This is a genomic window from Methylobacterium sp. J-072, assembly GCF_022829425.1.
Taxonomy (GTDB): Bacteria; Pseudomonadota; Alphaproteobacteria; order Rhizobiales; family Beijerinckiaceae; genus Methylobacterium.
Window position 1 is genome coordinate 95,596 of the sequence record NZ_JAKSYK010000207.1, and the last position, 25,327, is coordinate 120,922.

The 25,327-nt window shown below is 67.9% G+C and carries 29 protein-coding genes; 14 read left to right on the forward strand and 15 right to left on the reverse strand.

Going from position 1 to position 25,327, the window contains the following annotated elements; all coding sequences use genetic code 11:
• Positions 1-9 precede the first annotated feature (9 nt).
• The 5 genes from MKK67_RS27065 to MKK67_RS27085 all read right to left on the reverse strand — a co-directional run bounded on the left by MKK67_RS27065 (position 10) and on the right by MKK67_RS27085 (position 4,556).
• Complete coding sequence (locus tag MKK67_RS27065) at positions 10-1,500, reverse strand: carboxypeptidase M32 (protein WP_243971329.1); 1,491 nt, start codon at positions 1,498-1,500, stop codon at positions 10-12.
• 103 nt (positions 1,501-1,603) lie between these two features.
• Positions 1,604-3,403 (reverse strand): ATP-binding cassette domain-containing protein, encoded by a 1,800-nt coding sequence (locus tag MKK67_RS27070; RefSeq protein ID WP_243971331.1) that lies wholly within the window; start codon positions 3,401-3,403, stop codon positions 1,604-1,606.
• A 51-nt stretch (positions 3,404-3,454) separates the two neighbouring features.
• Positions 3,455-3,691, reverse strand: coding sequence for a hypothetical protein (locus MKK67_RS27075; RefSeq protein WP_243971333.1), 237 nt, complete (start codon positions 3,689-3,691; stop codon positions 3,455-3,457).
• A gap of 80 nt (positions 3,692-3,771) precedes the next feature.
• On the reverse strand, positions 3,772-4,086 hold the full coding sequence (locus MKK67_RS27080; protein WP_243971335.1) for a polyhydroxyalkanoic acid system family protein: 315 nt from the start codon (positions 4,084-4,086) through the stop codon (positions 3,772-3,774).
• 119 nt (positions 4,087-4,205) lie between these two features.
• Positions 4,206-4,556 carry a septal ring lytic transglycosylase RlpA family protein gene (locus MKK67_RS27085; protein WP_409568447.1) on the reverse strand — a complete coding sequence of 117 codons (351 nt, stop codon included), beginning with the start codon at positions 4,554-4,556 and terminating at the stop codon, positions 4,206-4,208.
• Positions 4,557-5,129: 573 nt separating this feature from the next.
• On the opposite strand from MKK67_RS27085, the gene MKK67_RS27090 reads away from it, so the two are divergent.
• The gene (locus MKK67_RS27090; RefSeq protein ID WP_279595006.1) at positions 5,130-6,320 is read left to right on the forward strand and encodes a site-specific DNA-methyltransferase; all 1,191 of its coding nucleotides are present in this window, start codon (positions 5,130-5,132) and stop codon (positions 6,318-6,320) included.
• 138 nt (positions 6,321-6,458) lie between these two features.
• On the opposite strand, the gene mutY is transcribed toward MKK67_RS27090, so the two are convergent.
• Entirely contained in the window at positions 6,459-7,799 is a 1,341-nt protein-coding gene (gene mutY / locus MKK67_RS27095) for an A/G-specific adenine glycosylase (RefSeq protein WP_243971338.1), read from the reverse strand.
• Positions 7,800-7,926: 127 nt separating this feature from the next.
• On the opposite strand from mutY, the gene MKK67_RS27100 reads away from it, so the two are divergent.
• From MKK67_RS27100 to MKK67_RS27130, 7 genes are all read left to right on the forward strand, one after another.
• The gene (locus MKK67_RS27100; RefSeq protein ID WP_243971340.1) at positions 7,927-8,409 is read left to right on the forward strand and encodes a DUF721 domain-containing protein; all 483 of its coding nucleotides are present in this window, start codon (positions 7,927-7,929) and stop codon (positions 8,407-8,409) included.
• Positions 8,410-8,509: 100 nt separating this feature from the next.
• Entirely contained in the window at positions 8,510-9,154 is a 645-nt protein-coding gene (locus tag MKK67_RS27105; RefSeq protein WP_243971342.1) for a DsbA family protein, read from the forward strand.
• 189 nt (positions 9,155-9,343) lie between these two features.
• Entirely contained in the window at positions 9,344-9,718 is a 375-nt protein-coding gene (locus MKK67_RS27110) for an AtpZ/AtpI family protein (RefSeq protein ID WP_243971344.1), read from the forward strand.
• A gap of 73 nt (positions 9,719-9,791) precedes the next feature.
• On the forward strand, positions 9,792-10,547 hold the full coding sequence (locus MKK67_RS27115; RefSeq protein WP_243971346.1) for a F0F1 ATP synthase subunit A: 756 nt from the start codon (positions 9,792-9,794) through the stop codon (positions 10,545-10,547).
• A gap of 107 nt (positions 10,548-10,654) precedes the next feature.
• Positions 10,655-10,882 carry a F0F1 ATP synthase subunit C gene (locus MKK67_RS27120; protein ID WP_007566773.1) on the forward strand — a complete coding sequence of 76 codons (228 nt, stop codon included), beginning with the start codon at positions 10,655-10,657 and terminating at the stop codon, positions 10,880-10,882.
• A gap of 150 nt (positions 10,883-11,032) precedes the next feature.
• Positions 11,033-11,611: a F0F1 ATP synthase subunit B' gene (locus tag MKK67_RS27125; RefSeq protein ID WP_243971348.1), complete on the forward strand. Its 579-nt coding sequence runs from the start codon at positions 11,033-11,035 to the stop codon at positions 11,609-11,611.
• Positions 11,612-11,627: 16 nt separating this feature from the next.
• Complete coding sequence (locus MKK67_RS27130) at positions 11,628-12,113, forward strand: ATP F0F1 synthase subunit B (protein ID WP_243971709.1); 486 nt, start codon at positions 11,628-11,630, stop codon at positions 12,111-12,113.
• A gap of 236 nt (positions 12,114-12,349) precedes the next feature.
• Here MKK67_RS27130 and MKK67_RS27135 read toward each other — a convergent pair whose 3' ends face one another.
• Positions 12,350-13,225: a LysR substrate-binding domain-containing protein gene (locus MKK67_RS27135; protein WP_243971350.1), complete on the reverse strand. Its 876-nt coding sequence runs from the start codon at positions 13,223-13,225 to the stop codon at positions 12,350-12,352.
• 19 nt (positions 13,226-13,244) lie between these two features.
• Here MKK67_RS27135 and MKK67_RS27140 point away from each other — a divergent pair, with 19 nt between their 5' ends.
• Positions 13,245-13,733: a tautomerase family protein gene (locus MKK67_RS27140; protein ID WP_243971352.1), complete on the forward strand. Its 489-nt coding sequence runs from the start codon at positions 13,245-13,247 to the stop codon at positions 13,731-13,733.
• Positions 13,734-13,818: 85 nt separating this feature from the next.
• Complete coding sequence (locus MKK67_RS27145) at positions 13,819-15,099, forward strand: NAD(P)/FAD-dependent oxidoreductase (RefSeq protein WP_243971355.1); 1,281 nt, start codon at positions 13,819-13,821, stop codon at positions 15,097-15,099.
• A 9-nt stretch (positions 15,100-15,108) separates the two neighbouring features.
• Here MKK67_RS27145 and MKK67_RS27150 read toward each other — a convergent pair whose 3' ends face one another.
• Both MKK67_RS27150 and MKK67_RS27155 read right to left on the reverse strand, forming a co-directional pair.
• On the reverse strand, positions 15,109-15,978 hold the full coding sequence (locus MKK67_RS27150) for a formate/nitrite transporter family protein (RefSeq protein ID WP_243971358.1): 870 nt from the start codon (positions 15,976-15,978) through the stop codon (positions 15,109-15,111).
• A gap of 41 nt (positions 15,979-16,019) precedes the next feature.
• Complete coding sequence (locus tag MKK67_RS27155; RefSeq protein WP_243971360.1) at positions 16,020-16,760, reverse strand: competence/damage-inducible protein A; 741 nt, start codon at positions 16,758-16,760, stop codon at positions 16,020-16,022.
• A 165-nt stretch (positions 16,761-16,925) separates the two neighbouring features.
• On the opposite strand from MKK67_RS27155, the gene sfsA reads away from it, so the two are divergent.
• Positions 16,926-17,639: a DNA/RNA nuclease SfsA gene (gene sfsA / locus MKK67_RS27160; protein ID WP_243971362.1), complete on the forward strand. Its 714-nt coding sequence runs from the start codon at positions 16,926-16,928 to the stop codon at positions 17,637-17,639.
• Between the two features lie 71 nt (positions 17,640-17,710).
• Positions 17,711-18,304, forward strand: coding sequence for a Uma2 family endonuclease (locus MKK67_RS27165; RefSeq protein WP_243971364.1), 594 nt, complete (start codon positions 17,711-17,713; stop codon positions 18,302-18,304).
• 16 nt (positions 18,305-18,320) lie between these two features.
• Here the strand turns inward: MKK67_RS27165 and MKK67_RS27170 are convergent, their stop codons facing one another.
• The gene (locus MKK67_RS27170) at positions 18,321-19,166 is read right to left on the reverse strand and encodes an FkbM family methyltransferase (protein ID WP_243971366.1); all 846 of its coding nucleotides are present in this window, start codon (positions 19,164-19,166) and stop codon (positions 18,321-18,323) included.
• Between the two features lie 125 nt (positions 19,167-19,291).
• Here MKK67_RS27170 and MKK67_RS27175 point away from each other — a divergent pair, with 125 nt between their 5' ends.
• Positions 19,292-20,056 carry an alpha/beta fold hydrolase gene (locus MKK67_RS27175; RefSeq protein WP_243971367.1) on the forward strand — a complete coding sequence of 255 codons (765 nt, stop codon included), beginning with the start codon at positions 19,292-19,294 and terminating at the stop codon, positions 20,054-20,056.
• A gap of 2 nt (positions 20,057-20,058) precedes the next feature.
• On the opposite strand, the gene MKK67_RS27180 is transcribed toward MKK67_RS27175, so the two are convergent.
• From MKK67_RS27180 to MKK67_RS27195, 4 genes are all read right to left on the reverse strand, one after another.
• Positions 20,059-20,820: an ABC transporter permease gene (locus MKK67_RS27180; protein WP_243971711.1), complete on the reverse strand. Its 762-nt coding sequence runs from the start codon at positions 20,818-20,820 to the stop codon at positions 20,059-20,061.
• Positions 20,821-20,834: 14 nt separating this feature from the next.
• Positions 20,835-21,767, reverse strand: coding sequence for an ABC transporter ATP-binding protein (locus tag MKK67_RS27185; protein ID WP_409568453.1), 933 nt, complete (start codon positions 21,765-21,767; stop codon positions 20,835-20,837).
• Between the two features lie 201 nt (positions 21,768-21,968).
• Entirely contained in the window at positions 21,969-22,220 is a 252-nt protein-coding gene (locus MKK67_RS27190) for a hypothetical protein (protein ID WP_243971369.1), read from the reverse strand.
• Between the two features lie 711 nt (positions 22,221-22,931).
• Positions 22,932-23,243, reverse strand: a complete 312-nt coding sequence (locus MKK67_RS27195; protein WP_243971372.1) for a hypothetical protein — start codon at positions 23,241-23,243, stop codon at positions 22,932-22,934.
• A gap of 1,106 nt (positions 23,244-24,349) precedes the next feature.
• On the opposite strand from MKK67_RS27195, the gene MKK67_RS27200 reads away from it, so the two are divergent.
• The gene (locus MKK67_RS27200) at positions 24,350-24,937 is read left to right on the forward strand and encodes a Uma2 family endonuclease (protein WP_243971374.1); all 588 of its coding nucleotides are present in this window, start codon (positions 24,350-24,352) and stop codon (positions 24,935-24,937) included.
• Positions 24,938-24,943: 6 nt separating this feature from the next.
• Here the strand turns inward: MKK67_RS27200 and MKK67_RS27205 are convergent, their stop codons facing one another.
• Entirely contained in the window at positions 24,944-25,327 is a 384-nt protein-coding gene (locus MKK67_RS27205; RefSeq protein WP_007566736.1) for an SUF system Fe-S cluster assembly protein, read from the reverse strand.

Consider the following 25,327-nt stretch of genomic DNA (forward strand, 5'->3'; position numbering starts at 1 on the left):
GTGGACCTCTCAAACCCCCAGATACCGCCCCTCCAGATGCGCCCGGAACGCCGCCGTCCCGAGGGGCGCTCCCGTTGCCCGGACCAACAGATCATCCGTCCCGAGCAGGCTGCCGACCTCGTGGACGTTGGCGCGCAGCCAGGTGCGCAGCGGCGCGAAATCGCCCGCGGCGAGGCAGCCCGGCAGGGCCGGCTCCGCGGTCCGCGCCGCCCGGAACAGCTGGGCCGCGGCGAGCGCGCCCAGGGTGTAGGTCGGGAAATAGCCGAAGGCCCCGCTCGGCCAGTGGATGTCCTGCAGGCAGCCGAGGCGGTCGTCCGGCACGGTGAGGCCGAGGAGGTCGCGCAGGCCGTCGTTGAAGGCGCCGGGCAGATCGGTGACCGCGAGGTCACCCGCGATCATCGCGGTCTCCAGCCGGTAGCGCAGCAGGATATGGGCCGGGTAGGTCGCCTCGTCGGCATCGACCCGGATGAAGCCCGGCCGGACCTGCGTGTTCAGGGCGTGCAGGTTCTCTGGCGACCACTCCGGCCCGGACCGGCCGAACGCCTCGCGGAGCAGCGGCGCCAGGTAGGTGAAGAACTCTCGGCTGCGGCAGGCCTGCATCTCGACGATGAGCGACTGGCTCTCATGCAGGCTCATGCCCCGGGCTGCGCCGACCGGCTGGTGCCGCCAGGCGGCGGGGCGGCCCTGCTCGTAGAGGGCGTGGCCGGTCTCGTGCAGCACGCCCATCAGGGCGCGGCCGAAATCGGCCTCGTCGTAGCGGGTGGTGATGCGCACGTCGTCGGTGGCGCCGCCGCAGAACGGGTGCAGGCTGATGTCGAGCCGGCCGCGGGCGAAGTCGAAGCCCAGCGCGGTCATCAGCTTGAGGCCGAGCGCCCGCTGCGTGCCCGTGTCGAACGGCCCCTTCAGGGGCAGCGGCGCCGGGCGCGAATCCTGGATCGCCCGGGCGCGGGCGATCAGGTCCGGCAGCCAGCTCGTGAGGTCGGCAAACAGCGGGTCGATCACCGCGCGGCGCATGCCGGGATCGTAGCTGTCGAGCAGAGCGTCGTAGGGGTCGAGCCCGAGCGCCGCGCCCTTGGCCTGCCCGATCTCCCGCTGGAGCCGCAGCACCTCGGCGAGATACGGCGCCAGCCGGGCGAAATCGGAGTCCCGCCGCGCCTCGCGCCAGACCATCTCGGACCGGGACACGGCCCGGGAGCTGGCCTCCACGAGATCCCGGGGCACGGCGCCGGCATGCGCCTGGGCCCGCCGCATCTCCCGCAGGTTGGCCGCCGTCCAGGCATCCAGGCCGCCCTGCTGCTCGGCGGCGGCGAGCTCGTCCCGCGCCTCGGGGGCCGTTAGCATCTCGTGGGCCAGCCCGCGCAGGATCGCCAGCTGGTCGCCCCGCGCCTCCGCGGCCCCGTCCGGCATCAGCGTCTGCGCGTCCCAGCCGAGGATCCCGGCCGCGCCTTCCAGGGCCGCGAGGCGGGAGAAGCGCTGTTCGAGGGTCTGGTAGGCGGTCATGCGATCATCCGTTCCGGTCGGTTCGCGATCGTTGCGGCCCCGCGGGATCGTGCCCGCGGAGGACTTATAAGACATATTTCCTATAATATGTCAAGGGCTGGCGTCACCCCGCTTGCAGCATCTCCAGCTCCAGCCAGCGATCCTCCGCCTGCGACAGCTCGGTCTCGGCCTGGGCCAGCATGGCGGTGGCCTTGTCGAACCGGGCGGGGTCGCGGGCGTAGAGGTCGGCATCGTCGAGGATCGTCTTGAGCTGGGCGATCGCCGCCTCCAGCTTCGCGATGCGGGCCGGGAGCGTCTTCAGCTCGTGCTGGTCCTTGAAGCCGAGCTTCGGCTTTCCGGCCGGCTGGGCGGCCGAAGCCGTCCGCTCGCGCGGTTCCTTCTTCGTGGGCGCGACCGTGCGCGCCTCGACCCCCTGCCCGCGCTGGACCAGCATGTCGCTGTAGCCGCCGGCATATTCGACCCAGCGGCCGGCGCCCTCGGAGACCAGCACGCTGCTGGCCACCCGGTCGAGGAAGTCGCGGTCGTGGCTCACCAGGATCAGCGTGCCCTGGTAGTCGCCGAGCATCTCCTGCAGCAGGTCGAGGGTCTCGAGATCGAGGTCGTTGGTCGGCTCGTCCAGCACCAGGAGGTTGGCCGGTTGCGCCAATGCGCGGGCGATCAACAGGCGGTTGCGCTCGCCGCCGGACAGCACCGAGACCGGGGTCCGGGCCTGCTCGGGGGCGAACAAAAAATCCTTGAGGTAGCCGACCACGTGGCGGCTCTGGCCGTTCACCGTGACGCTGTCGCCGCTGCCGCCGGTGAGCACCTCGGTGACAGTCATGCCGGGCTCCAGCGTCGCCCGGGCCTGATCGAGCACCACCGGCATCAGGTTGGTGCCGAGCACGACCTGCCCCGAATCGGGGGCGAGCCGGCCCATCAGCAGGTTGATCAGCGTCGACTTGCCGGCGCCGTTGGCCCCGACGATGCCCAGCCGGTCGCTGCGCATCACCCGCAGGGACAAGCCGTCAACGATGGTCCTCTCGCCGTAGGATTTGCTGATCTCCCGGGCCTCGACCACGAGACTGCCGGAGGATTCGGCATCGGAGGCGTTCATGCTGACGCTGCCCACCGGGCGGCGGACGTCGCGGCGATTCTGGCGCAGCTCGTGCAAGTTGCCGAGGCGGCGGACGTTTCGCTTGCGGCGGGCCGTGACGCCGTAGCGCAGCCAGTGCTCCTCGGCGGCGATCTTGCGGTCGAGCTTGTGCTGGTCCCGCTCCTCCTCTTCGAAGAATGCGTCGCGCCAGGCTTCGAAATTCGAAAAGCCCTGCTCGATTCTTCGCGTCTCTCCGCGATCCAGCCAGATCGTGGCGCGCGATAACGCGGAGAGAAACCGCCGGTCGTGGCTGATCAGGACCATCGCGGCCCGGGTTCCGCGCAGCTCCGCTTCCAGCCACTCGATCGCCGGCAGGTCGAGATGGTTGGTCGGCTCGTCGAGCAGCAGCACGTCGGGCTCGGGGGCGAGCGCCTGGGCCAGCGCCGCGCGCCGCCCCTCGCCGCCCGAGAGCTTTTTCGGATCCTCGGCCCCCGTCATGCCGAGACTTTCCAGCAAGTATCTGGCGCGATGGGCGGATTCGCCCGGCGGCAGGCCGGCCTCGACGAAGTCCAGGGTGTTGGAGAACCCCGAAAAATCCGGCTCCTGCGCGAGGTAGCGGATCGTGGTGCCGGGCTGGACGAACAGCCGTCCCTTGTCCGGCTCGACCAGGCCGGCGGCGATCTTCATGAGCGTTGACTTGCCCGAGCCGTTCCGCCCGACGAGGCAGGTGCGCTCGCCGGGGGAGATGGTCAGGTCGGCGCGGTTGATCAGCGGCGTGCCGCCGAAGGTGAGCGCAACGTCCTGGAGGGTCAGAAGTGGGGGAACGGCCATGCCGGGCTTATGGCAGTGCCAGGCGTCCGGTTCAAACGGCGCCCCCGTCCCTCAGGCAATCGGGTTGGCCAGCCCGGTGGGCGGGCTGATTTCCGGCGGACCCGGATCGTTGACCGGAATCTCCGGCGGCTGAATGCCGGGCGCCTCGGCCGGGGTGTTGCCGGGGATTTCGGGGCCGGGCGGCTGCGTCGGCGCCTGCGGCGGATCGTACGGGGTGTCGGGCGCCGGCGTGGGCTGCGGCGGCACCTCGGGGACTTGGCCCGGATCGGCGAGGGTGAAGTCTGGCATGGTTCTCCTCCAGAGGGCCCGCGGCGCTGTTCCGCGCCGTTCGGGCAGCAACGAGGGCCTGAGGCCGGAGTTCCGGGCCGCTACTTCTTGGTGAGCAGCAGATTGCCTTCCTTGCTCGCCACCTTCTGGATCTTCTCGGCGAACAGGGCGAGCAGGAACGGCAGCTTCACTTCGAGGCGTACGCTCTCGGCGCCGACATCGATCGTGCCGCCGATCTTCTGAGTCATGGCCGAGACGCCGAAATCGAGGCGGTCGCCGGTCCAGGCGAGCTGGTCGACCGTAACGCCGCTCTTGGCCAGGAAGGCTCGCGCCTGGTCGGTACCGTGCTCGAGGCGCCGCTTGGCCTCGTCGCGGCCGAGGTCGTGCGGGATGTCGACGATCAGGGGTTTGGGCATGGGTCGGCTGGATCCGGGCTGCTTTCGCAGCACATGGGGCCTCCCGATGCCGCAGACAACGTCGGGAGGCCGCAGGGCTTCAGGACGTGTTCGACCTGGAAGCCGTCAGCACCGGATGCTCAGTTGAGGACCTGGAGCGAGACGTAGCTCGTGCCGCCCATGCCGAGCGCACGGGCCGAGCCCCGCGAGAGGTCGATGATGCGGCCGTGCACGAACGGGCCGCGATCGTTGATCCGCACCACCACCGAGCGACCGGTCCGGCGGTTCTCGACGCGGACGCGGGTTCCGAACGGCAGGCTGCGATGGGCAGCGGTCAGTCCGTTGGGGTTGAAACGCTCGCCGTTCGCGGTGCGATGGCCGCTCCCGTACCAGGAGGCCGCGCCGCTCTGGGCGGCAGCCGGGAGGGTCGTTCCGACGATGGCAGACAGCATTCCAACGGTGGCCACGAACTTACCGAAACCAGATGTCATTCTTCCCGCATTCCCTTGTTGTTACCGGGGCGGCGCCAGTCGTTTCAGAAATCGACCGGAATATGGCGGGATTTCAAGGCGGGTTCAGGTCACATTTTGGCCTGTTTTTGCCTGGTCATGAAGATGACTTAGGGTTTTACTGCGGGATATTTTCGGTCTCGACTTAATTTGTATCGTCGACTGTCGTGCGCGGTAATCGGCAAGTCGCATCGACGGGCCGCAGGTTGATCCTTAGATCGGCTTATTGTCCCAAGGCTTGCGCCGGGCGTGACCCAGCATCCCGCTGAGGTGGAGGCGGACCCTGCCGGAGGCCGACATGTGTCATTCCGTGCATCGCAAAAGGATTGGGCGCTAAACGACGGTTCGGCGGCCAGTTAAGACGGATCGGCGCAAGAGACGGCACGCGTCAACGCGGTGCGACACACACGCCTCGACTACGGAATGACTGGTTGGGTTCACGGTAGGCAAAAACTGCAGCCCCAGAACGGGACGCCGGCCGGGCAATTTCGACAACGCGACCTTTACCGTGTCCGACGCATGGTCTGCCGGTCAGTCGCGTAACCGGTGTTTGCCATGGCTTCCCCGCGTACCGTGGTTGCCGACGCCGTCGCCCGGAAACAGGTCTCGCGTGCCGGGCGGCCCGCGTCGGCGCCACGGATGGGTCTCGTACCCGTCCAGCGTCCCCTCCCCCTCGACCAAGTGCTGGTCGGGGATTGCATTGCGGCCATGAACGCGCTGCCGGCGTCCAGCGTCGACTGCGTCTTCGCCGACCCGCCCTACAACCTGCAGCTCGGCGATGCCGGCCTGCTGCGTCCGGACCAGAGCCGTGTCGACGCGGTCGACGACGACTGGGACAAGTTCGCGACCTTCGAGGCTTACGACGCCTTCACCCGGGACTGGCTCGCCGCCTGCCGGCGCGTGATGAAGCCGAACGCAACCCTTTGGGTGATCGGGTCGTACCACAACATCTTCCGAGTCGGGAGCGCGTTGCAGGATCTCGGTTACTGGATCCTCAACGACATCGTCTGGCGCAAGGCCAACCCGATGCCGAACTTCCGCGGCAAGCGCTTCACCAACGCTCACGAGACCCTGATCTGGGCCTCGCGCTCGGCGGAGTCGAAGGGCTACACCTTCCATTACGACGCGCTGAAGGGGGGCAACGAAGACCTCCAGATGCGTTCGGACTGGTTCATCCCGCTCTGCACCGGCGAGGAGCGGCTGAAGGATGCGGAGGGCCATAAGGTCCATCCGACCCAGAAGCCCGAGGCCCTGCTCGCCCGGACCCTGATGGCGGCGACCAATCCCGGCGACGTGGTGCTCGATCCGTTCTTCGGCACCGGCACCACCGGCGCCGTCGCCAAGCGCCTCGGCCGCCGGTTCATCGGCATCGAGCGCGAGGCCACCTACGCGAAGGCCGCGATGGAGCGGATCGCCGCCGTCCAGCCGCTGTCGAAGGCCGCCCTCATGGTGGCGCCGACGAAGCGCGCCGAGCCGCGGGTGCCGTTCCTTTCGGTGATCGAGGCCGGGCATATCCGCCCGGGTGAAATCGTCACCGACGAGCGCCGCCGTTTCCGCGCTACGGTGCGTCCGGACGGCCAGCTCGACAACGGCCTGGTGATTGGCTCGATCCACAAGATCGGCGCCCTGGTCCAGGGCCTCCCGGCCTGCAACGGCTGGACCTTCTGGCACGTCGAGCGCTCCGGCAAGCCGGTGGTGATCGACAGTTATCGGGCCGGGCTGCGCCAGGCGATGGCGAACGGCTGAGCCGTCCCCGTATCGGCCATGGGCTCCCAAAGGGCTCAGCCCTTTGGCGGGTGCAGGGCGGAGCCCTGCGAATAGCTTGGGGCTTTGCCCCAAACCCCACCAAAGGGCTCGCCCTTTGGGAACCCGTTACCTTTGCATCTAGCGACGCCGCGCCGCGCTCGGCCGGCGCGTCGGCAGCCGGGCGCGCACCGGGGCCGGCGGCGCCTCGGGCTCGCCATCCAAAAAGTCGTCCGTGTCCGGCGGCGGCTCCGGCGCCGGTTTCGGCCGGGGCTTGGGGACTGCGCGCACGCTCGGCCGCGGCTCCGGATCCTCCATCGTGATCGGCGCCTCCATGGCCGCGAGCAGCGGCATCGGCGGCGGTTCCTTCTTCGGGCGGCCGCGCGGCTTCTTCTCGGGCTCCGGCTTCGGATCGAAGGCGTGGGCCAGCACCTTCCGCATCAGGCCGGGCAGCGGCTCGTCGTCGAGCGCAGCGCGCGGGGTGAAGCGCATTCCCGGGGGCGTCGGGGTCGAGAGCGCGACCCGGGCCGAGAACACGGTCAGCTCCAGCGGGAAATGCGTGAAGCCGTGGCGGACGAGGCCCGGCAGGCGCTTCCATCGGGCGTCGAGGGGCGCGTCCAGCAGGGCCGAAGCCACGTCGTAATCCGGCTCCCAGGCGCTGCCGGGCGGCTCGGCCATGTTCCCCAGAAGTCCTTCGGGCGCGCGCGTCCGCAGCAGCACAGCCTCGTCGCCGCTGCGGATCGCCACGAAGGCCGCGCCGCGGCGGAGCGCCCCTTTCGCCAGCTTGATCTTGCGCGGGAACGTGTCCTGCGTGCCGAGCGCCCGGGCCTGGCAGGGCAGCATCCAGGGGCAGAGCGCGCAGGCCGGGCGCTTGGGCGTGCAGATCGTCGCGCCGAGATCCATGAGTGCCTGGGCGAAATCGCCCGGCCGGTCGGGCGGCACCAGGGCTTGCGTCAGCCGGCGGATCTCCGGGCGGCTGCCGGGTAGCGGCGCTTCCACGGCGAAGACCCGGCTCAGCACCCGCTCGACGTTCCCGTCGACCGCGGCTTCCGCTCGCTCGAACGCGATGGCCGCGATCGCACCGGCCGTGTAGGCGCCGATTCCCGGGAGCTTGCGCAGGCCCTCGGCCGTATCGGGGAAACGGCCCGCGGCGGCGACCGTCTTGGCGCAGGCATGGAGGTTGCGCGCCCGGGAATAGTAGCCGAGCCCGGCCCAGGCCGACATCACCGCCTCCTCGGGGGCTTCGGCCAGCGCGTCGATATCCGGAAAGCGCGTCAGGAAGCGCTCGAAATACGGTCGCACCGCCGCGATCGTGGTCTGCTGGAGCATCACCTCGGAGAGCCAGACCCGGTAGGGATCGGGCACCTCACCGGCGAGCGCGCGCCACGGCAGGACCCGGCGGTGCCGGTCGTACCAGGCGAGCAGGTCGTCGGCGCGTGGTCCGGGACCGGACCCGGAATCCGTGGGTGGGCAGGTCGGCATGGGCCAGGCTGCATAAACGGAGGGGCCGGCCGATCATAGGGCCGTGAAACGTCAGCGCGTGCTCCCTTCGTCAACGAAGCTGCGCTAACCTCGTGCGACTCACGAGATGGGCGAGGCCCGAACCACCATGGCGCGCGTCAAACCGCTGGCCGAGCTGATCGAGAGCTGCATCGGGCCGGCCTTCGCGGCGCAGGGCTTCGCGTCGACCGACATCCTCGCCGCCTGGCCGGAGATCGTCGGCGAGCGGCTGGCGCGCTATTGCCGGCCGTCGAAGCTCGAATGGCCGAAGCGCCGCCGCAAGGATGGCGACACACCCGAATCCGGGACGCTGGTGGTCCGCGTCGAGGGCGTCTTCGCCATCGAGCTCCAGCATCTTGCGCCAGTGGTGATCCAGCGCATCAACGCCCATTACGGTTGGGCCTGCGTCTCCCGCATCGTGCTGCAGCAGGACCGGGTCGGCCGCGGCGGCCGGCCGGCGCCGCGCACCGGAATCGACCCGTCCCGGGCCGTGGAGGTGAAGCGCGCCGTGGCGGCGATCGAGGATGACGGCCTGCGCGCCGCCCTGGACCGGCTCGGGATCGCGGCCGTGGCGACCCGGCCGGAGCGCTGAGCCGCAAGATCCGGCGGCGATTCCGTCGCCTTGCCAGGAGAGCCGCGCCCGCGTACCGAACCGGGACGCCAAGACCGAACTAATCCGGCGGAGCCTGCCCATGACCACGCGACGCGACGCTCTCAAGTTCACCGGCCTCGCGCTCGGCGCCGGCCTCGCCATGCCCTATCTCATGCGCTCCGCCTGGGCGCAGAACGCCGACTTGGCGGCGCTGATGCAGCCCGGCCCGCTCGGCGATGTCTGGCTCGGCCCCGCGGATGCCAAGTGCATGATCATCGAATACGCCTCGATGACCTGCTCGCACTGCGCCGCGTTCCACCGCACCACCTGGCCGGTGCTCAAGGAGCGCTACATCGACACCGGCAAGGTCCGCTTCACCCTGCGCGAATTCCCGCTCGACCCACTGGCGACGGCAGCCTTCATGCTGGCGCGCTGCCAGGGCGATGCCAAGTATTACCCGATCACCGACCTGCTGTTCGACCAGCAGCCGGCCTGGGCCTTCACCCAGAAGCCCGTGGACGCCCTGGAGCAGATGCTGCGGCAGGCCGGCTACACCAAGGACACGTTCGAGGCCTGCCTGAAGGACCAGAAGGTCTACGGCGCGGTCAACGCCGTGAAGCAGCGCGGGCTGGACGTGATGAAGGTCGATTCCACGCCGACCTTCTTCATCAACGGCGAGCGCTACACCGGCGAGATGACGATCGACGGCATGGAGAAGGTGATCAAGCCGATCCTTGGCGCTTGATCGGCTGTGCGGGGCGATGCGCGAAGCACCACGCCCTGGACCGGGCCAAAAGCCGAAATCACCATATCCGTCAAAGGGTTACTATGTATCGGCGTCGCCTTGACACTCAAGATAGGCGAAACTATGGTGCGCCCGCTTGATGGGGGCGTCCAGCCGGTTTCAGATCCTCCCGCCCTGTGAGTTTCAGCCGTGAGCGGCGACGATTCCAGGGACGGGAACGGGACCGAGGGAACGCCGACGGACAGCGAACTCTCCGCGAGGCTCAGACGTCTCGAGACGCAGATCGAACGGAAGCGGCCGCAAGCCGCTCCCGATCCTTCCTTGCGGCCTCGGGGCACCGGGCCCTCCTCGCTTGGTCAGGCCATGACGATCTCCACGGAGTTCGTCGCGGGCGTGATCGCGGGGGGCATTCTCGGCTGGATCGTCGATCATGTCTTCGGGACGAAACCCTGGGGCCTGATCGTCCTTCTGATGCTGGGGTTCGTGGCGGGGATCTACAACGTGATGCGGGTGTCAGGTTTTGCCGGCGCGCGTCCCGGACGAGGCGACCGGCAAGAGCCATAAGGCACGCCGGTCGACAGGGGTTTGAGGCGGCCGAGTGTATCGGCGCGCCGGATCAAGAGGGGCGGAAGCGAGAATGGCGGTCACGATCGACCCGATCGAGCAGTTCGAGCTGAAGCCGCTCGTATCCCTCGGCCATATCGGCCATCAGCAACTCGCGTTCACGCAATCCGCCCTGTACATGTTCGCCGCCGTCGGTGTGATCGCGCTGATCACCGTGGTGGCGACGGCGTCGCGCTCGGTGGTGCCGGGGCGGATGCAGTCTCTGGCCGAAATCTTCTATGAGTTCATCGCCGACACGCTGCACCAGGCCACCGGCGACGGCGGCAAGCGCTTCATGCCGCTGGTGTTCTCGCTGTTCATGTTCGTGCTGATCCTGAACCTGTTCGGGATGATCCCCTACGCCTTCGCTGTGACCAGCCACCTGATCATCACCTTCGGGCTGGCCGCCCTGGTGATCTCGGTCGTGGTGATCTACGGGGTGATGAAGCACGGTACGCACTTCTTCGGGCTGTTCGTGCCGTCGGGCGTGCCGAAGCCGCTGCTGGCGATCCTGGTGCCGATCGAGATCATCTCGTTCGTCTCGCGGCCGATCAGCCTCTCGGTCCGTCTGTTCGCCAACGTGCTCGCCGGCCACATCGCGATGAAGATCTTCGCGTTCTTCGTGGTCCAGCTTCTTCTCGCGGGTGCGTGGAGCGTGCTATCGCCGCTTCCGCTGTTCCTGACGATCGCCCTGACCGCCCTCGAGTTCCTCGTCGCGGCGCTTCAGGCCTACGTCTTCGCGACGCTGACGGCGATCTACCTCAACGACGCGCTCCATCCCGGCCACTAGGCGAACGCCCCGGCCGCCCAGCTTCACCCCGGCCTCCGGACTTGGCCGGCTCCACCCGCCGCGAACGTCACCGCACGTTTCGATCTGAAGAGACCTCAGGAGTTATCATGGATCCCGTCGCTGCGAAGTACATCGGCGCCGGCCTCGCTTGCCTCGGCATGGCGGGTGCGGGCATCGGCCTCGGCAACCTGTTCGGTCAGTTCCTTGCCGGCGCCCTTCGCAACCCCTCCGCGGCCGACGGCCAGCGCGCCACCCTGCTCCTGGGCTTCGCCCTGACCGAGGCGCTGGGCATCTTCTCGCTGCTCATCGCGCTGCTGCTGCTCTTCGCCGTCTGATCGACGCGCTTCGGGGGCCGCGGACGACGCGGCCTCCACCGGGCAGTCCACCGCCCGACCACCAGGTGGGCGCTTCGCGAGCGAGGCGTCCGCCTTCTTCCGTCACCGCGTCGGCGGTGATCCTGCGAACGGTGTCAGTGTAGCGGTCCCATGGCGCAGCCGAATTCCCTCACCACGCCGCCCCCGGGCGCCGACACGCAGATCGTGCCCGGCCATGTCGAGCACACGGAGGCGCATAGCGGCGCCTTCCCACCCTTCGAGACCTCCGGTTTCCTGTCGCAGCTGATCTGGCTCGCGCTGGCCTTCGGTCTCCTCTATTACCTGATGGACAAGGTCGCGCTGCCGCGGATCCAGGCGATCCTGCACGCCCGCGCCGAGCGCCTGCGCGCCGATCTCGACCAGGCCCAGGCGATGAAGACCGAGGCCGACGCCGCCGGCATCGCCTACGAGACCGCGCTCCGCGACGCCCAGGGCAAGGCCCGCGACATCGCTCAGACCACCCGGAACGAGCTGGCGGCCGAGGCCGAGACCAAGCGCAAGGCACTCGAAGCCGAACTGAACGCCAAGCTGTCGTCCGCCGAGGCGACGATCCGCACCCGCACCGAGGCCGCGATGGGCAATGTCCGCAGCATCGCCGGCGAGGCCGCATCGGCGATCGTGGAGCGCCTGACGGGCCAGGCGCCCGATCCGGCGACCCTGAATCGCGCCCTCGACGCCACCGCACACTGAACGGGAACCCACGATGCTGCTCGAAGCCGAATTCTGGGTCGCCGTCGCGTTCGTCATCTTCCTCGGCATCGCCTGGAAGGCCGGCGGCTTCTCGGCCATGACCAAGGGCCTCGACGGCCGCGCCAACCGCGTCCGTCATGAGCTCGACGAGGCCAAGCGCCTGCGCGAGGAGGCCGCCACCGTGCTGGCGGACTTCAAGCGCCGCCGCGCCGAGGCCGAGAAGGAGGCCGAGTCGATCATCGCCGGCGCCCGCGAGGAAGCCAAGCGCGCCGCCGAGGAGGGCCATCGCAAGCTCGACGACTTCCTGGCCCGGCGCACCAAGGCGGCCGAGCTGAAGATCTCGCAGGCCGAGGCCCAAGCCGAGGCCCAGGTTCGCGCCGCCGCCGCAGAGGCTGCCGTGAAGGTCTCGGAGACGATCCTGCGCGAGCGGATGCAGGGCGACGCGGCCCAGGGCCTGATCCGCGCCAGCCTCGGCGAGGTCCGGACCCGCCTCCGGTCCTGATTTTTTCCAAACGTCATCCGGTCTACAAGAAGCCGCCTTCGGGCGGCTTTTTCGTTCGAGCGGCCTTTCGGTAATCGGCCGGCCCCGAGCGCCATCACAATGGAGACTGACGGAGCGGAGCGGTGCCGGTCTCGCGCAATCCCCGTCCTGGGCGCATGCAGCGGAAGCGGAATGCGACCCGGGACCCGGCACGAGACGACGCGCGTTTGAGATCGTCCCTCCCCGCAAGATGTCCGTCAGGCCAAGTGTTCGGCCAGCATGGCTCTGGCCTCCAAGATGACGGATGGCGCGCCAGGGCGCGATGGGACCAGGCAGAACGCGACCTCCGGCAGAGGCGGCAGCCGCGGGTTCCCGGTCAGCGTGACGGCGCCCTCGGGCACAGCGGACGCGTTGAGGCAGGTGATGCCCAGGCCTGCCGCGAGCGCGAGATGCAATCCGCCGATCCCGGAAGCTGAATGCCCGATCGCATACGGGACGTAATGGGCGTCGAGCGTCTTCACGATGAAGCGTTGCAGCGAACAGGTGTCGGGCAAGACGACGAGCGGAAGGATATCCGTCTCTCCCATGCGGAAGGATTGATCGGCAACCCAGAGCAGGGGTTCGCGGCGCAATTGGATGTAATCTTTGCTGTCGTGAATGCTGGATCGATCCCCGGCCAGCAGGGTCATCGAAAGTCCGATATCGAACGATCCTGCCGCGGCCTCCTCTTCGATCCGGGCGCTTTTCTGGATCGAGACATGCATGCGCAGCCGAGGAAACCGCTCGCGCACGCGCCGAAGGATGCCCGGCAAGGCTTGCGGCCGGAAATAGTCCGTGATCGCCAGACGTAGGTCGCCGGCCAGTCGAGCGCCCTGCATGTCCCTGTAAGCAGCGTCGCTCAGGGCGAGCAACTCGCGCGCATGGGCGACGAGGCGCTTGCCCGCTGGCGTCAGGCTCGCACCGGTCTTGCCGCGAACGAGCAGCGGGACGCCGCACATTTTTTCGAGCTTGCGGATCTGTTCGCTGACCGCCGATTGCGAGCGGCACAGGAGCGGCGCGGCCGATGACAGGCTGCCCGTCTCCGCGATCATCACCAGAGCCTTGAGGCGGTCAAGATCGAACAGCTGGGCCATTCATCCATTCGGTAAACCGATGGATGGTATCGTATCTTCCCGCTTTTGTGATCACAAGCCGCGCGGCATGCTGGCTTCGGCCGTAACGCAACAGGTAGGAGTCGAGATGCCCGGTATCACACTGACTGTATCGGGGCAGCCCGATCAACATCTGACCCGTCGCCTCGCCGAGGACATCTCTGCGCTGACCTGTCGTGTCCTCAAGAAAGAGTTGAACCGCACGGCAATGATCGTTCAGTATCAGTCGGATGATCAATGGTTCATCGCAGGACGACCGTTGTCCGAGCTCGGCAAGAAAGCGTTCCGTCTTGAGGTGAAGATCACGGACGAGACGAACACGAAGGCCGAGAAGGCCGATTTCCACAGAGCCGCATTCGACCTCCTTTCGAGCCTCATCGGCAACCTGCACCCGCATTCGAACATCCACATCATCGATAGTCGAGCGGCGGCCTATGGCTATGGCGGTATCACGCAGGAATATCGGCTCCATCGCGCCGAGTCCGACTGAGCGAGCCTCGAGCGCCGCGTAATTCAAGCCGCGAACATCGGCCACCGCCCTGCGTTCACCGGGAGCGAAAAATCCTGGAGACGGCATGGCGGATCGAGCGCGGATCGTGATCATCGGCGGCGGGGTTGCGGGGATCGAGGTGGCGACCAGCCTCGGGCGAGGCGGCAAGGCCGAGGTGGTGCTGGCCGATCGCAGCCTGTCCCACGTCTGGAAGCCGATGCTGCACACCTTCGCGGCCGGCACCGCCCGGCCCGACCGCCAGAAGGTCGATTTCTTCGCACAGGCGCGCCGCAACGGATTCCGGTTCCAGCCGGGCACCCTCATCGGGATCGACCGCCCGGCCCGGCGGGTGCGGCTCGCGGTGGAGGCGGCGCAGGGGCGGCCGGAGGCCGATCTCGGCTACGATCTCCTGGTCCTCGCCATAGGCAGCCGGGCCAACGATTTCGGCACCCCCGGGGTCGCCGAGCATTGCCTGACCATCGACGACCTCACCGAGGCCGAGTCGTTCCACCGACAGTTGCGGCGCCATCTCCTGGCCCGGCTCGACAGCCCGGAGATGCTGGAGATCGCCATCGTCGGCGGCGGCGCCACGGGCGTCGAGCTGGCCGCGGAACTGAAGCACGCGATCAACTTGGCCTCGGCCTACGGCTCCCCCGACCTGCCGCGGCGCCTGCGGCTGACCCTGATCGAGAGCGGCCCGCGCCTCCTGCCGGCCTTCCCCGAGCGGGTCTCCCGGGCGGCCGCTCGCACCTTGTCCGACCTCGCCGTGGAGGTCCGGACCGGCGCCATGGTCACGGGTGCGGACGCGGAGGGCTTCACCCTGAAGGACGGCAGCCGCATCGCCGCCGGGCTCAAGGTCTGGGCGGCCGGGGTCAAGGCGCCGGACGTGCTCGGCTCGGTCGAGGGGCTGGAACACTCGCGCACCGGCCAGCTCGTGGTCGGTCCCGATCTGCGCACGACTCGGGATCCGGCGATCGTCGCCCTCGGGGATTGCGCCAGCCAGGTCGATCCCAAGACAGGCAAGCCGGTCCCCGCCACCGCCCAGGCGGCGCGCCAGCAGGCGCAGCACCTCGCGTCGCACCTCGGGCGTGCGCTCGCCCGGGGCGACACCGCGACGACGGAGCTGCCGCCGTTCCACTATGTCGAGAAGGGCGCCATCGTCTCGCTGGCCGATTTCAACGGCTGGGGCACCCTCGGGCGCTACACGTTCGGTGGCGGCCGGCTGAACGGCCTCTCGGCGCGGCTCACCCACGACCTGTTGTACCGCCAGCACCAGATCGGCCTGTACGGGCCCTTACGCGGAACGATGACCTGGATCCTCGACGACCTCGACCATCTGATCAGTCCGCCCGTAAGCCTGGACTGAGCGTGCTCATCAGTCGGGTCGCTCGCCCTCGACCTCCTTGGTCTCCTCCACCTGCGGCGCGACCTGGCCGTAGTTCAAAACGGCCACCAGGGTGACGCCGCCGATGGTGTTGCCGAGCAGCGTCGGCAGGAAGAAGTGCAGCCCGTAATCCTCCAGCGAGGCGGCACCGGTCACCAGGAGGAAGAAGGCCTCCACCGAGCCGGCGACGATGTGGGCCAGCCCGCAGAGCGAGACCAGCCAGGTCATCAGCATGATCACGAAGGGGGCGGCGCCGCCGGTCGCGGGCAGGAACCAGACCATCAGGGCGATCATCCAGCCGGCGAACACCGCCTTCACGAAGGTGGACCAGAACCCGTGTCCGAGGGCGTCGTGGCTGATCGCGGCGAAGGCTTTGAGCACCGGCGGCTCGAAGGCGCCGGCATGGGCCAGCACCGTGGCGATGGCGAGCGTCCCCAGGATGTTGCCGCACAGGACGATGAACCAGAGCCGCACGACTCGGAACGCGGTCTTCATCGAGCGGTCGTGCAGCAGCGGCAAGATCGGCGTGATGGTGTTCTCGGTGAACAGCTGCTGACGCCCCAGGACCACCACCAGGAAGCCGACCGAATAGCCCATTGTGGTGACGATCTTCACCCAATCGGCCTCGGGCAGATGGCTCTTGAGCACCCCCGGCACGATCAGCGACAGCGCGATGCTCAAGCCTGCCGCGAAGGCGGAAATGAACAGGGCGAAGCCGTGGCGGCGCAATTCCTCGTCGCCGCCGAGCCGTATGACCTCGTGCAGCACGTAGGCGTCGGGCCGGCCGACCTCGGAGACCTCCTTCAGCAGCGCGTCGCGCCGCGCCTCCTTGTCGGCCCGGTCGTTCCGATTCCGAATCATCCGCTCAGCTCCGCGACGCTACCCGACCGGATGATGGGCCTTCAGGCCGAGAGCCGTGCGACCAGAGCCGCGACGGCGTCGCGTGCTTCCGCGAGCGCCTGCGCGTCCCGGCTGCGCACGACGATCCGGTTGCGAAACCCGTCGGGCGTCATCGCCGGGTAGGAGCCGATCGACACGGCCGGACGCGCCTTGGCGATCTCGCCGAGCTCGCCCGCATAGTTCCCTTCGGGCAGACCGGCCGCCTCGATGGTCTCGGAGATCATCGCGGCGCCGCCCTTGAGGGTCGGCGCGATGGCGTCGAGCATGGCCTGCATCACGCTCGGCACGCCGGCCATGACGTGGACGTTGCCGATGCGGAAGCCCGGGGCTTTCGAGACCGCGTTGGGGATCAGGTCGGCGCCGAACGGGATCCGCGCCATGCGCAGGCGGGCCGCGTTCAGATCCTCGGGCTTGTGGCGCTCCAGCAGCATCGCCCGCGCCCGCTCGTCGATGTCGATGCCGACCCCGAAGGCCTCGGCGACGCAATCGGCGGTGATGTCGTCGTGGGTCGGGCCGATGCCGCCGGTGGTGAACAGGTAAGTGTAGCGCGCCCGCAGGGCGTTCACCGCCTCCACGATCATCGCGGCCTCGTCCGGCACCACCCGCACCTCGCGCAGATCGATCCCGGCGGCGGTGAGGAAATCGGCGATGGTGCCGATGTTCTTGTCCTTGGTGCGCCCCGACAGGATCTCGTCGCCGATGACGAGGATCGCGGCCGTGATCGAATCGGAAGGCTGGTCCATGGGACTCTGTGGTCGGAGGGCATGCTAAGGCCGGATCGGGATCCGGCCGATGGTCATCCTGCGCCCATCGGTCTCGCCGCCGCAGCGGTGAACCTTCGGCGGCGGATGATCAGCAGATAGCGCGGCCGCCGGCCCGGACCACACGAACCCGGAGATATCCACCCGATGCTCTTCGCCGCGCCGCTCGCGCCCGGATTGCTGGTGCAGCGCTACAAGCGCTTCCTCGCCGACATCGAGACCGCCGACGGCCTCGTCACCGTGCACTGCCCCAATCCCGGTGCGATGCTGGGCCTCAACCTGCCGGGCCGGCCGGTGCTGCTCTCGCGCTCGAGCAATCCGACCCGCAAGCTGCCGCTGACCTGGGAACTGGTGGAGGCCGACCTGCCGGGCGGCCCGCAATGGGTCGGCATCAACACGATGCGCCCCAACGCACTGGTGGCCGAGGCGTTTCGCGCCGGCGTGATCGATGCGCTCGCCGGCCACGACCTGTTCAAGCCGGAGGTCCGCTACGCCCAGGCCAGCCGCGTCGATTTTTTGGCGAGCGGCGCGGCCACCGGGCCTTGCCATGTCGAGGTCAAGAACTGCCACCTGATGCGCCGGGCCGGCCTCGCGGAATTCCCGGATTGTGTCGCCGCCCGCAGCGCCCGGCACATGCGCGACCTTGCCCAGGTCGTCGCCGAGGGCGGACGTGCGCTGGTGATCATCGTGGTGCAGATGCACGCGGAGGCGTTCGACGTGGCCCGGGACATCGACCCGGCCTTCGACCGGGCGTTCCGCGACGCCCGCGCGGCGGGCGTCGAGGTGCGAGCCTATCGCTGCGCCGTAAGCGCTGCTGGCGTCGCCCTGACGGACGAGATCCCGGTGGTTACGCCGGCCTGATCCAGGCCGTGCACACCGCGACGGGACTGTGTTAGCATCGCAGAGTCACCGCCGCGGTCCCGACGAAGCCCATGGCCGACTCTGCGCAGCTCGAACACCGTCTCTTCGACGCTGCCGCGTTCCGCGCCTTCCTGGAGACGCGCCCATCCGAAGAGCGATGGGAGCTGATCGAGGGCATCCCGATGCAATCGGCCGCGCCGAGGATCGCGCATCAGCGGATCGCGAGCAATTTCGAGCGGCATCTGAATGCCGTTTTGCGCCGCCTGCGGCCGGCCTGGCGCGCCGACCGCGAGATCGGGATCGAGGTCTCCAGCCGGTCGTCGTATCGACCCGAGCCTGAGGTCACGGTGATCGACGCGGAAACCGATACGGAGCGCAGCTTCACCGATCGCTTCTACCTCGTGATGGAAGTGCCCTCGGCCAGCGATCGCGGCCGGGTCCTGGAGAGCAAGCTCCGATTCTACCGCGCCCATCCGCACAACGGCTTCATCGTGGTGGCCGAGCAGGACATGCTGTCGGTGGCTGTCCACGAGCGCCGCGATGCCGGGGCCTGGACCGTCACGACCTACACAGCACCCGACGACCAGCTCGTACTGGGTGATTTCGGCCCGATCTGCAGCCTCGCCGACATCTACGCGGACACGCATCTCGACCCACGCCGCTGACCGGGCTGGCTGAAGGCTACGCCGCCGTAACGGACGCGCTACGCTCGTACATCAGGTTCAGGCGGGAGCGCGAGATCTCGCGATAGCCGAACTTTTCCAGGTGCTTCGGCAGGTCGATCTGCCACTGGCCGGTGCCGTTCTCGATCAGCAGGATGCGCGGGAGCAGCGCGTCCGGCGCCTCGCGCAGGAACGGCTCAAGGATCAGGTCTTCGGCGCCCTCCACGTCGAGCTTGACGGCGTCGACGCGGGTCAGGCCCTCGGCCCGCAGCAAGTCGAGGAGCGTTACCGCCGGCACGGTGATCCGGGCGCCCTCGTTGGTGCCGACGATCCGCAAGCTCGATTCGCCGCGGTTGCGGGGGTCGATGAACAGGGTCAGCTCGCCGGCCTTGTCGGCCACCGCGCAGGCCACCGCCTTCACGGTGTGGAACGGGTTCTGGGCGATGTTGTAAGTCAGGCGCGCGAACACGTCGGGCTGCGGCTCGACCGCGACGATCCGGGCGGCCGGCCCCGAGAACGCCGCCACGCACAGGGCATAGGCGCCGATATTGGCGCCGATATCGAGGAACACGCAATCCTGCGGCAGGCGCTCCTGCAGCAGCGCCCGCTCCTGCGGATCGAAGAATTGCGGCGTGAACAGCACCTTCTTCTCGCAGTTGTTGTTGTAGGGGTGCAGCCGCATCCGCGCGCCGTAGCGGGTCACGTCGAGGGGCTTGCCGCCGAGCCGCGAGATCGCGATCCGGCGCAGGAACAGCGCGAGGCGCCGGCCGTACCAGGATTCGGCCGGGATCCGGTTCGTCCGGCGGGTGATCGCCGCGACGAGGCCGGCCGGTTCGTAGGTGCCGTAGGGCTTAGGATCGGTCATAACCGGGGCGGTGTGCCAGCCGGCGCCCTTCCCCGCAAGCAGATGGATCCGCGTTGCTCCTTTGGGGCGCAGTGGTCTAAGCGTCGCGCTTCGTGAGAGTACCGACACGGCACGGGTTGCGCGGCATGGATCCCTTCGATTCGGACGGCGTGCGGATCGCCTATATCGACGTGCCGCCGGCGGAGGGGGCCGGTACGCCGATCCTGCTGATCCACGGCTTCGCCTCGAACCACGCGGTCAACTGGGTCAACACCCAGTGGGTGCGAGCCCTGACCCAGGCCGGCTACCGGGCGATCGCGCTCGACAATCGCGGCCACGGCGAGAGCGAGAAGCTCTACGATCCGGCGGCCTACAGCTCCGAGGCCATGGCGGGCGATGCGATACGGCTGCTCGACCATCTCGGGATCGAACGCGCGCACGTGATGGGCTACTCGATGGGCGGCCGGATCACCGCCCATATCGCTTTGGACCATGCCGACCGGGTCCGCTCCGCCCTGATCGGCGGCCTCGGCATGCATCTCGTCGAGGGCAAGGGCCTGCGGTCCGGGATCGCCGAAGCCCTCGAAGCGCCCCCCGGCACGCCCGCGCCGAACCCGACCGCTGCGGCGTTCCGGACTTTCGCCGAGCAGACGCGCAGCGACCTGCGGGCGTTGGCCGCCTGCATGCGCGGCTCGCGCCAGACGCTGAGCCGGGCGGAACTCGCCCAGATCGAGGTGCCGGTGCTGGTCTCGGTCGGCACGCTCGACACCGTGGCAGGCTCCGGCCCGGCCCTGGCCGCTCTGATGCCCGATGCCCGCGCTCTGGAGATCGAGGGCAAGGACCACTCCACGGCGGTCGGCGCCAAGCCGCACCGGGACGGGGTGCTGGCCTTCCTCGCCGCGCAGCCCTGAAATCAGCTTTTCAGGCGGTAGCCAGTACGAAAAATATAGGTGACGAGGCCGAGGCAGATCACCAGGAACAGGGCGGTTATCCCGAGGCTGATCGCGATGCTGACATCGGCCTTGCCGAAGAACGCCCAGCGGAAGGCGCTGATCAGGTAGACGACCGGGTTGATCAGGCTGACCGCGTGCCAGAACGGCGGCAGCATGCTGATGGCGTAGAAGCTTCCGCCCAGAAAGGTCAGCGGCGTCACCACGAGCAGCGGCACCAGCTGCAGCTTCTCGAACCCGTCGGCCCAAAGCCCGATGACGAAGCCGAACAGGCTGAACGTGACCGCGGTGAGCAGCAGGAAGCCGATCATCCAGACCGGATGATCGATGCGCAAGGGCACGAACAAGGCCGAGGTCGCCAGGATGATCAGGCCGATCAGGATCGACTTGGAGGCCGCCGCGCCGACGAAGCCGAGCACCACCTCCAGGGGCGAGATCGGAGCCGACAGGATCTCGTAGATCGTGCCGGCGAAGCGCGGGAAATAGATCCCGAACGAGGCGTTCGAGATGCTCTGGGTCAGGAGCGAGAGCATGATCAGGCCGGGCACGATGAACAGCCCGTAGGGCACGTCATCCACCGCCGAGACCCGGGATCCGATCGCGGCCCCGAACACCACGAAATACAGGGTCGTCGAGATCACCGGGGCCAGGATGCTCTGGCCGGCGGTGCGCCAGAAGCGGCCCATCTCGAACCGGTAGATCGCGCGGACCGCCGGCCAGTTCATGCTCATCGTTTCGCTCATGCCCGTGTCTCCCCTTCGCGCACGAGGCCGACGAAGATGTCCTCCAGGGAAGACTGCTCGGTGTGGAGATCGCTGAACTGGATTCCGGCGGCCGCCAGGCCGGTGAGCAGCCCGGTGATGCCGGTGCGCTCGGCGCGTGTGTCGTAGGTGTAGATCAGCTCGCGGCCGTCGCCGGCGAGCGCCAGCTCGTAATCGGACAGCTCCGGCGGAACCGCGGGGATCGGCGCCTGGAGCTGAAGGGTCAGCTGCTTGCGCCCGAGCTTGCGCATCAGCGCGGCCTTCTCCTCCACCAGGATGATCTGGCCGCGCCGGATCACCCCGATGCGGTCGGCCATCTCCTCGGCCTCCTCGATGTAGTGGGTGGTGAGGATCACCGTGACGCCCTGCTGGCGCAGGTCGCGCACGAGGCGCCACATGTCCTGGCGCAGCTCCACATCGACGCCCGCCGTAGGCTCGTCGAGGAACAGCACCCGGGGCTCGTGCGACAGGGCCTTGGCGATCAGCACCCGCCGCTTCATCCCGCCCGACAGGGTCATGAGGCGGCTGTCGCGCTTGTCCCACAGGGACAAGGCCCGCAGGATTCTTTCGATATGGGCCGGATCCGGCCGCAGCCCGAACAGTCCGCGGGAGAAGCTCACGGTGTTCAACACCGTCTCGAAGGCGTCGGTGGTCAATTCCTGCGGGACGAGGCCGATGGCCCGCCGCGCGGCGCGGTAATCCGAAGCGATGTCGTGGCCGTCGACCGTGACCGTGCCGGAACTCGGCGTGACGATGCCGCAGACGATGTTGATCAGCGTCGACTTGCCGGCCCCGTTCGGGCCGAGCAGCGCGAAAATCTCGCCCTTCTCGATGGCGAGGTCGATGCCGCTCAACGCGGTAAAGCCCGACGTGTAGGTCTTCGACAGCTTCGAAATGGAGATGATCGGCATCAGGGCCTGAATCGAATGCGGGGCCTCGTGCATCGGCGACCGCAATCCCGGCTCGGGGATGCTGCGTGCCGAAGAGGTCGCGATGGTCCTTGCGGCCCGCCGGTCCGGCGGCCCGCTCTCGGAAGCGGGCGCCCCTATAGCATGCCGTCGGCCCGGCTCTCACTGCGCTCACGTGCGCGAGCGCACAACCGGACCGCGACTCTACGTGTCGGTGCAGCGCTCGACCATCGCCAGGCATCGCCGGCGGGCTTCCGGATCGCGGATGCGCGAGAACGCCGCCAAGATCGCTGCACATTCCCTAGCGGTCGGACCTTCAGCCGGCGGGTCGACACGGCGGCGGCGAAAGACCGAGATGGGAAGGTTCAGCATGTCGGCCAGCTGGCGGAGAAGCCGCTCCTGCTCGCTGAGGCGCGGTGCGGCATCGAGGGCTACGAAGCCTCCTGCGTCGGTCATCGTGCCTTCCAGCCCAAACTGAAGCCGAGCATGGAAGCGCGCACGTCGACAGACCTGTCGCTTCCCGGGACAACATCCGAGGCGGCCATTCATGAGTTTTTGCTGCGCCGCAATCAATCGTTGCGCATCTCAGTAGTCAACCGAAATTCAAGTGTCGGTTGAATTTCGGATAACGTTGCAAATTTCTCCATGAAAAATGAATTTTGCGAGGAGTTTTATTATCATAATCTTCGAATCAGCAGTGCAGAATGCAATCGACGATCGCGTAGATCGATTGAATCGCCGTCGAGAACGCGCTTAGATGAATCGTCACCGGCGGCCTGAACTAGCAGGACGCCGACAATGCGTTGGCGTCAGGCGAAGTGGATATCGGTTCCGCGTCAGCGGGCGCGTTCAATCACTGGCTTTGAGCTATTCGCAATCGCAACGCCACGGTACACGACGCTGCCTCGGCAAGGCCGTTGGCTAAGCGGACACAAAGCTCGATCCGGTCCTGATTGGCGCTCCTCCAACCCAACCCCCTCATCCTGAGGCGTGAGCGAAGCGAGCCTCGAAGGAGCCCTCCAGTCTGCGCGCGATCCCTGGAGGGCTCCTTCGAGGGCGCCGCTGCGCGGCGCCGCCTCAGGATGAGGGGGGTGGATTGGACGGACGCCGATCAGGACGAAGCCAGCCCTTGTCGTGTCCCGTGTCGCAACCCGATCGGGAACGGCTCTAGCCGCCGCTCCGGAGGGTGACGAGCGCCGCGAGACCGATCAGCGTGGCGAGGCCGAGCAGCCTGCGCCAGGGATTGACGCCGCGCACGAGCTCATCGATCGCCCACCAGCCGAGGGCGAGGTCGGCCGCGATGCCCAGCCACGACGCGATGGGTTCGGCGCCGCGGGCGAGCCAGGCGGCCAGCGTGAGCCCGAGGAACAGCCAGAGCGGCAGGTTCGGCCATTGCGCGACGGTGATGGCGCCGGTCCGGCGATCCCGGAACATCCAATCGCGCGCCCGCACGATCGCGTTGGTCGATGGCTGCGTCATGAGCCTGCGCCTTCCCTGTTGCCACGCGACCGTGCGGCGCCGCATGGCCGGCCTGCCGAACCCGGCTTAAGACCGGTTCAGCAGCACAGGTTGATCTTAACCATTCATCAACCTTACCGGATGGAAAGCGCGGAACAATCCCTAACAGTTCCTGAAACGACTCGCGAAAGAGTCGTTAATCAGGTGATAATCCAGCATCCGAGCAACGACGAACCCCTTGATAAATAAGGACCGATCATGAGCACGCGTTTCGAAGACCTGAAGTTCATGTTCCTGCTCAGCGCCGTCACCCTGCTCGGCAGCGGCCTCGACATCATCCTGCGTTGATCGGCGCCATGCGCCGGGGCGCAGTCCGAGCGTTGCTCTGCCCGATGGCGCGTCCGAGGGCCGAACGAGCAACCGACTCGCGCGATTGACCCCCTCCGCGGCGATGCGCGCCGACGGGAACGTTGACGACCCGGGACGCGCCACCGCGCCAACGGCTCGGCGAGGCCAGTCCCGATGCGGAGAGCGAGCTCTGGCCGGAGCGGAGGAAATCGCGCAGATCAGCCACTCGCGCCTGGCGCTCGGCGCGGAGTACGAACCCGCCGACCACGAGACCAATCAGTCCGGACGTTTCGAGAACCGCCGCAACCACGTAACCCGGACCCATCTCACGTCACCGTCTGCACCGAAAAAACCGCCTGAGCCGGCGGTCTATGACCCTGTGGGCAATCGTGGTTACCGAGATATTAACGGCGTCGTAAATTGATACATACGGAGGTCGTTTCGGCTGTTATTGAACAGTCAAGGCAAAATTCAGTTCTGTCCGACGTCCGCGTATTCAGCTGATCAGCGCTCTTTCCAGGCGAGGAAATGCCGCGCTGGACCGGAATTTCATTGGATCCGCCTCTGCGGATAGTAATGACAGGTAAAATTTCTGTCGTCGGATCGTAAATATGAACTGGTATTGAGTAGCGGGCGTTCGGCGAAAGCGCCCATATGCCAATGTCCACCTGTCCGATTGCCGGCTTCGGAGCTGCTCTGGGCCGACGCTGGCACAGCGCAGGCGGAATTTGCCTTTTCCGTGAGGCTCCCTACGCTTGCTCTCATCCAGGGAGATTGCCATGGCTGAACCTGCGACGCGGCGCATGAATGCGGAGGAGTTCTTCGCGTGGCAGCTCGGCCAGGATGGGCTCTACGAGCTCGTGGATGGCGTGCCGGTGCCGCACATCAAGATGATGACCGGCGCGAGCACCCAGCACGATCAGGTGACCGTCAACATCATCGCCACGCTGCATCAGCAGCTCCGCGGCAGCGGCTGCCGCCCGACGACGGACGACATTGCCCTGCGCACGAGCATCGCGACGCTCCGGCGTCCCGACATTACGGTGGAATGCGGTGAGCGCGTGCGCGATATCTACGAAAGCCGCGCGCCCCGGCTCGTGGTCGAGGTGCTCTCGCCCTCGACCAGCAGCGTCGATCGGTTCCGGAAGCTCGACGAGTACCGGCGTCACCCGACCCTGCGCGGCATCCTGCTGGTGGAGACGCGCTTCCCAAGCGTCCTGCTCTACCGCCGCGTGGAAGACGCGTGGCTGGCAGAGACCTACGAGGCGCTGACAGACATCATCGACCTGCCCGAGATCGGTGCCCGGCTCGCGCTATCCGACATCTATGAGGCGGTGGCCTTCGAGCCGGGGCGCGAGCCGACTTGATGCGCCCTACCACATGTCCAGGGCGACGCGGGCCTCGTCCGACATGCGGCTCTGATCCCACGGCGGATCGAACACCATCGTCACGGCACAGGATTGCACCCCCGGCACGGCGCTGACCGCGTTCTCGACCCAGCCCGGCATCTCGCCAGCGACGGGGCAGCCGGGGGCCGTGAGGGTCATGTCGATCGCGACCTTTCGGTCGTCGCCGATATCGACCTTGTAGATCAAGCCGAGCTCGTAGATGTCGGCCGGGATCTCCGGGTCGTAGACGGATTTCAGCGCGGCGACGATGTCGTCGGTCAACCGGTCCAGCTCGGCCGGCGGGATCGCCGAGGCGGCTTCGACCGCGGGGGCGTTGGCGCCGCCGGTGATTGTGGCGTCGGTGCTCAT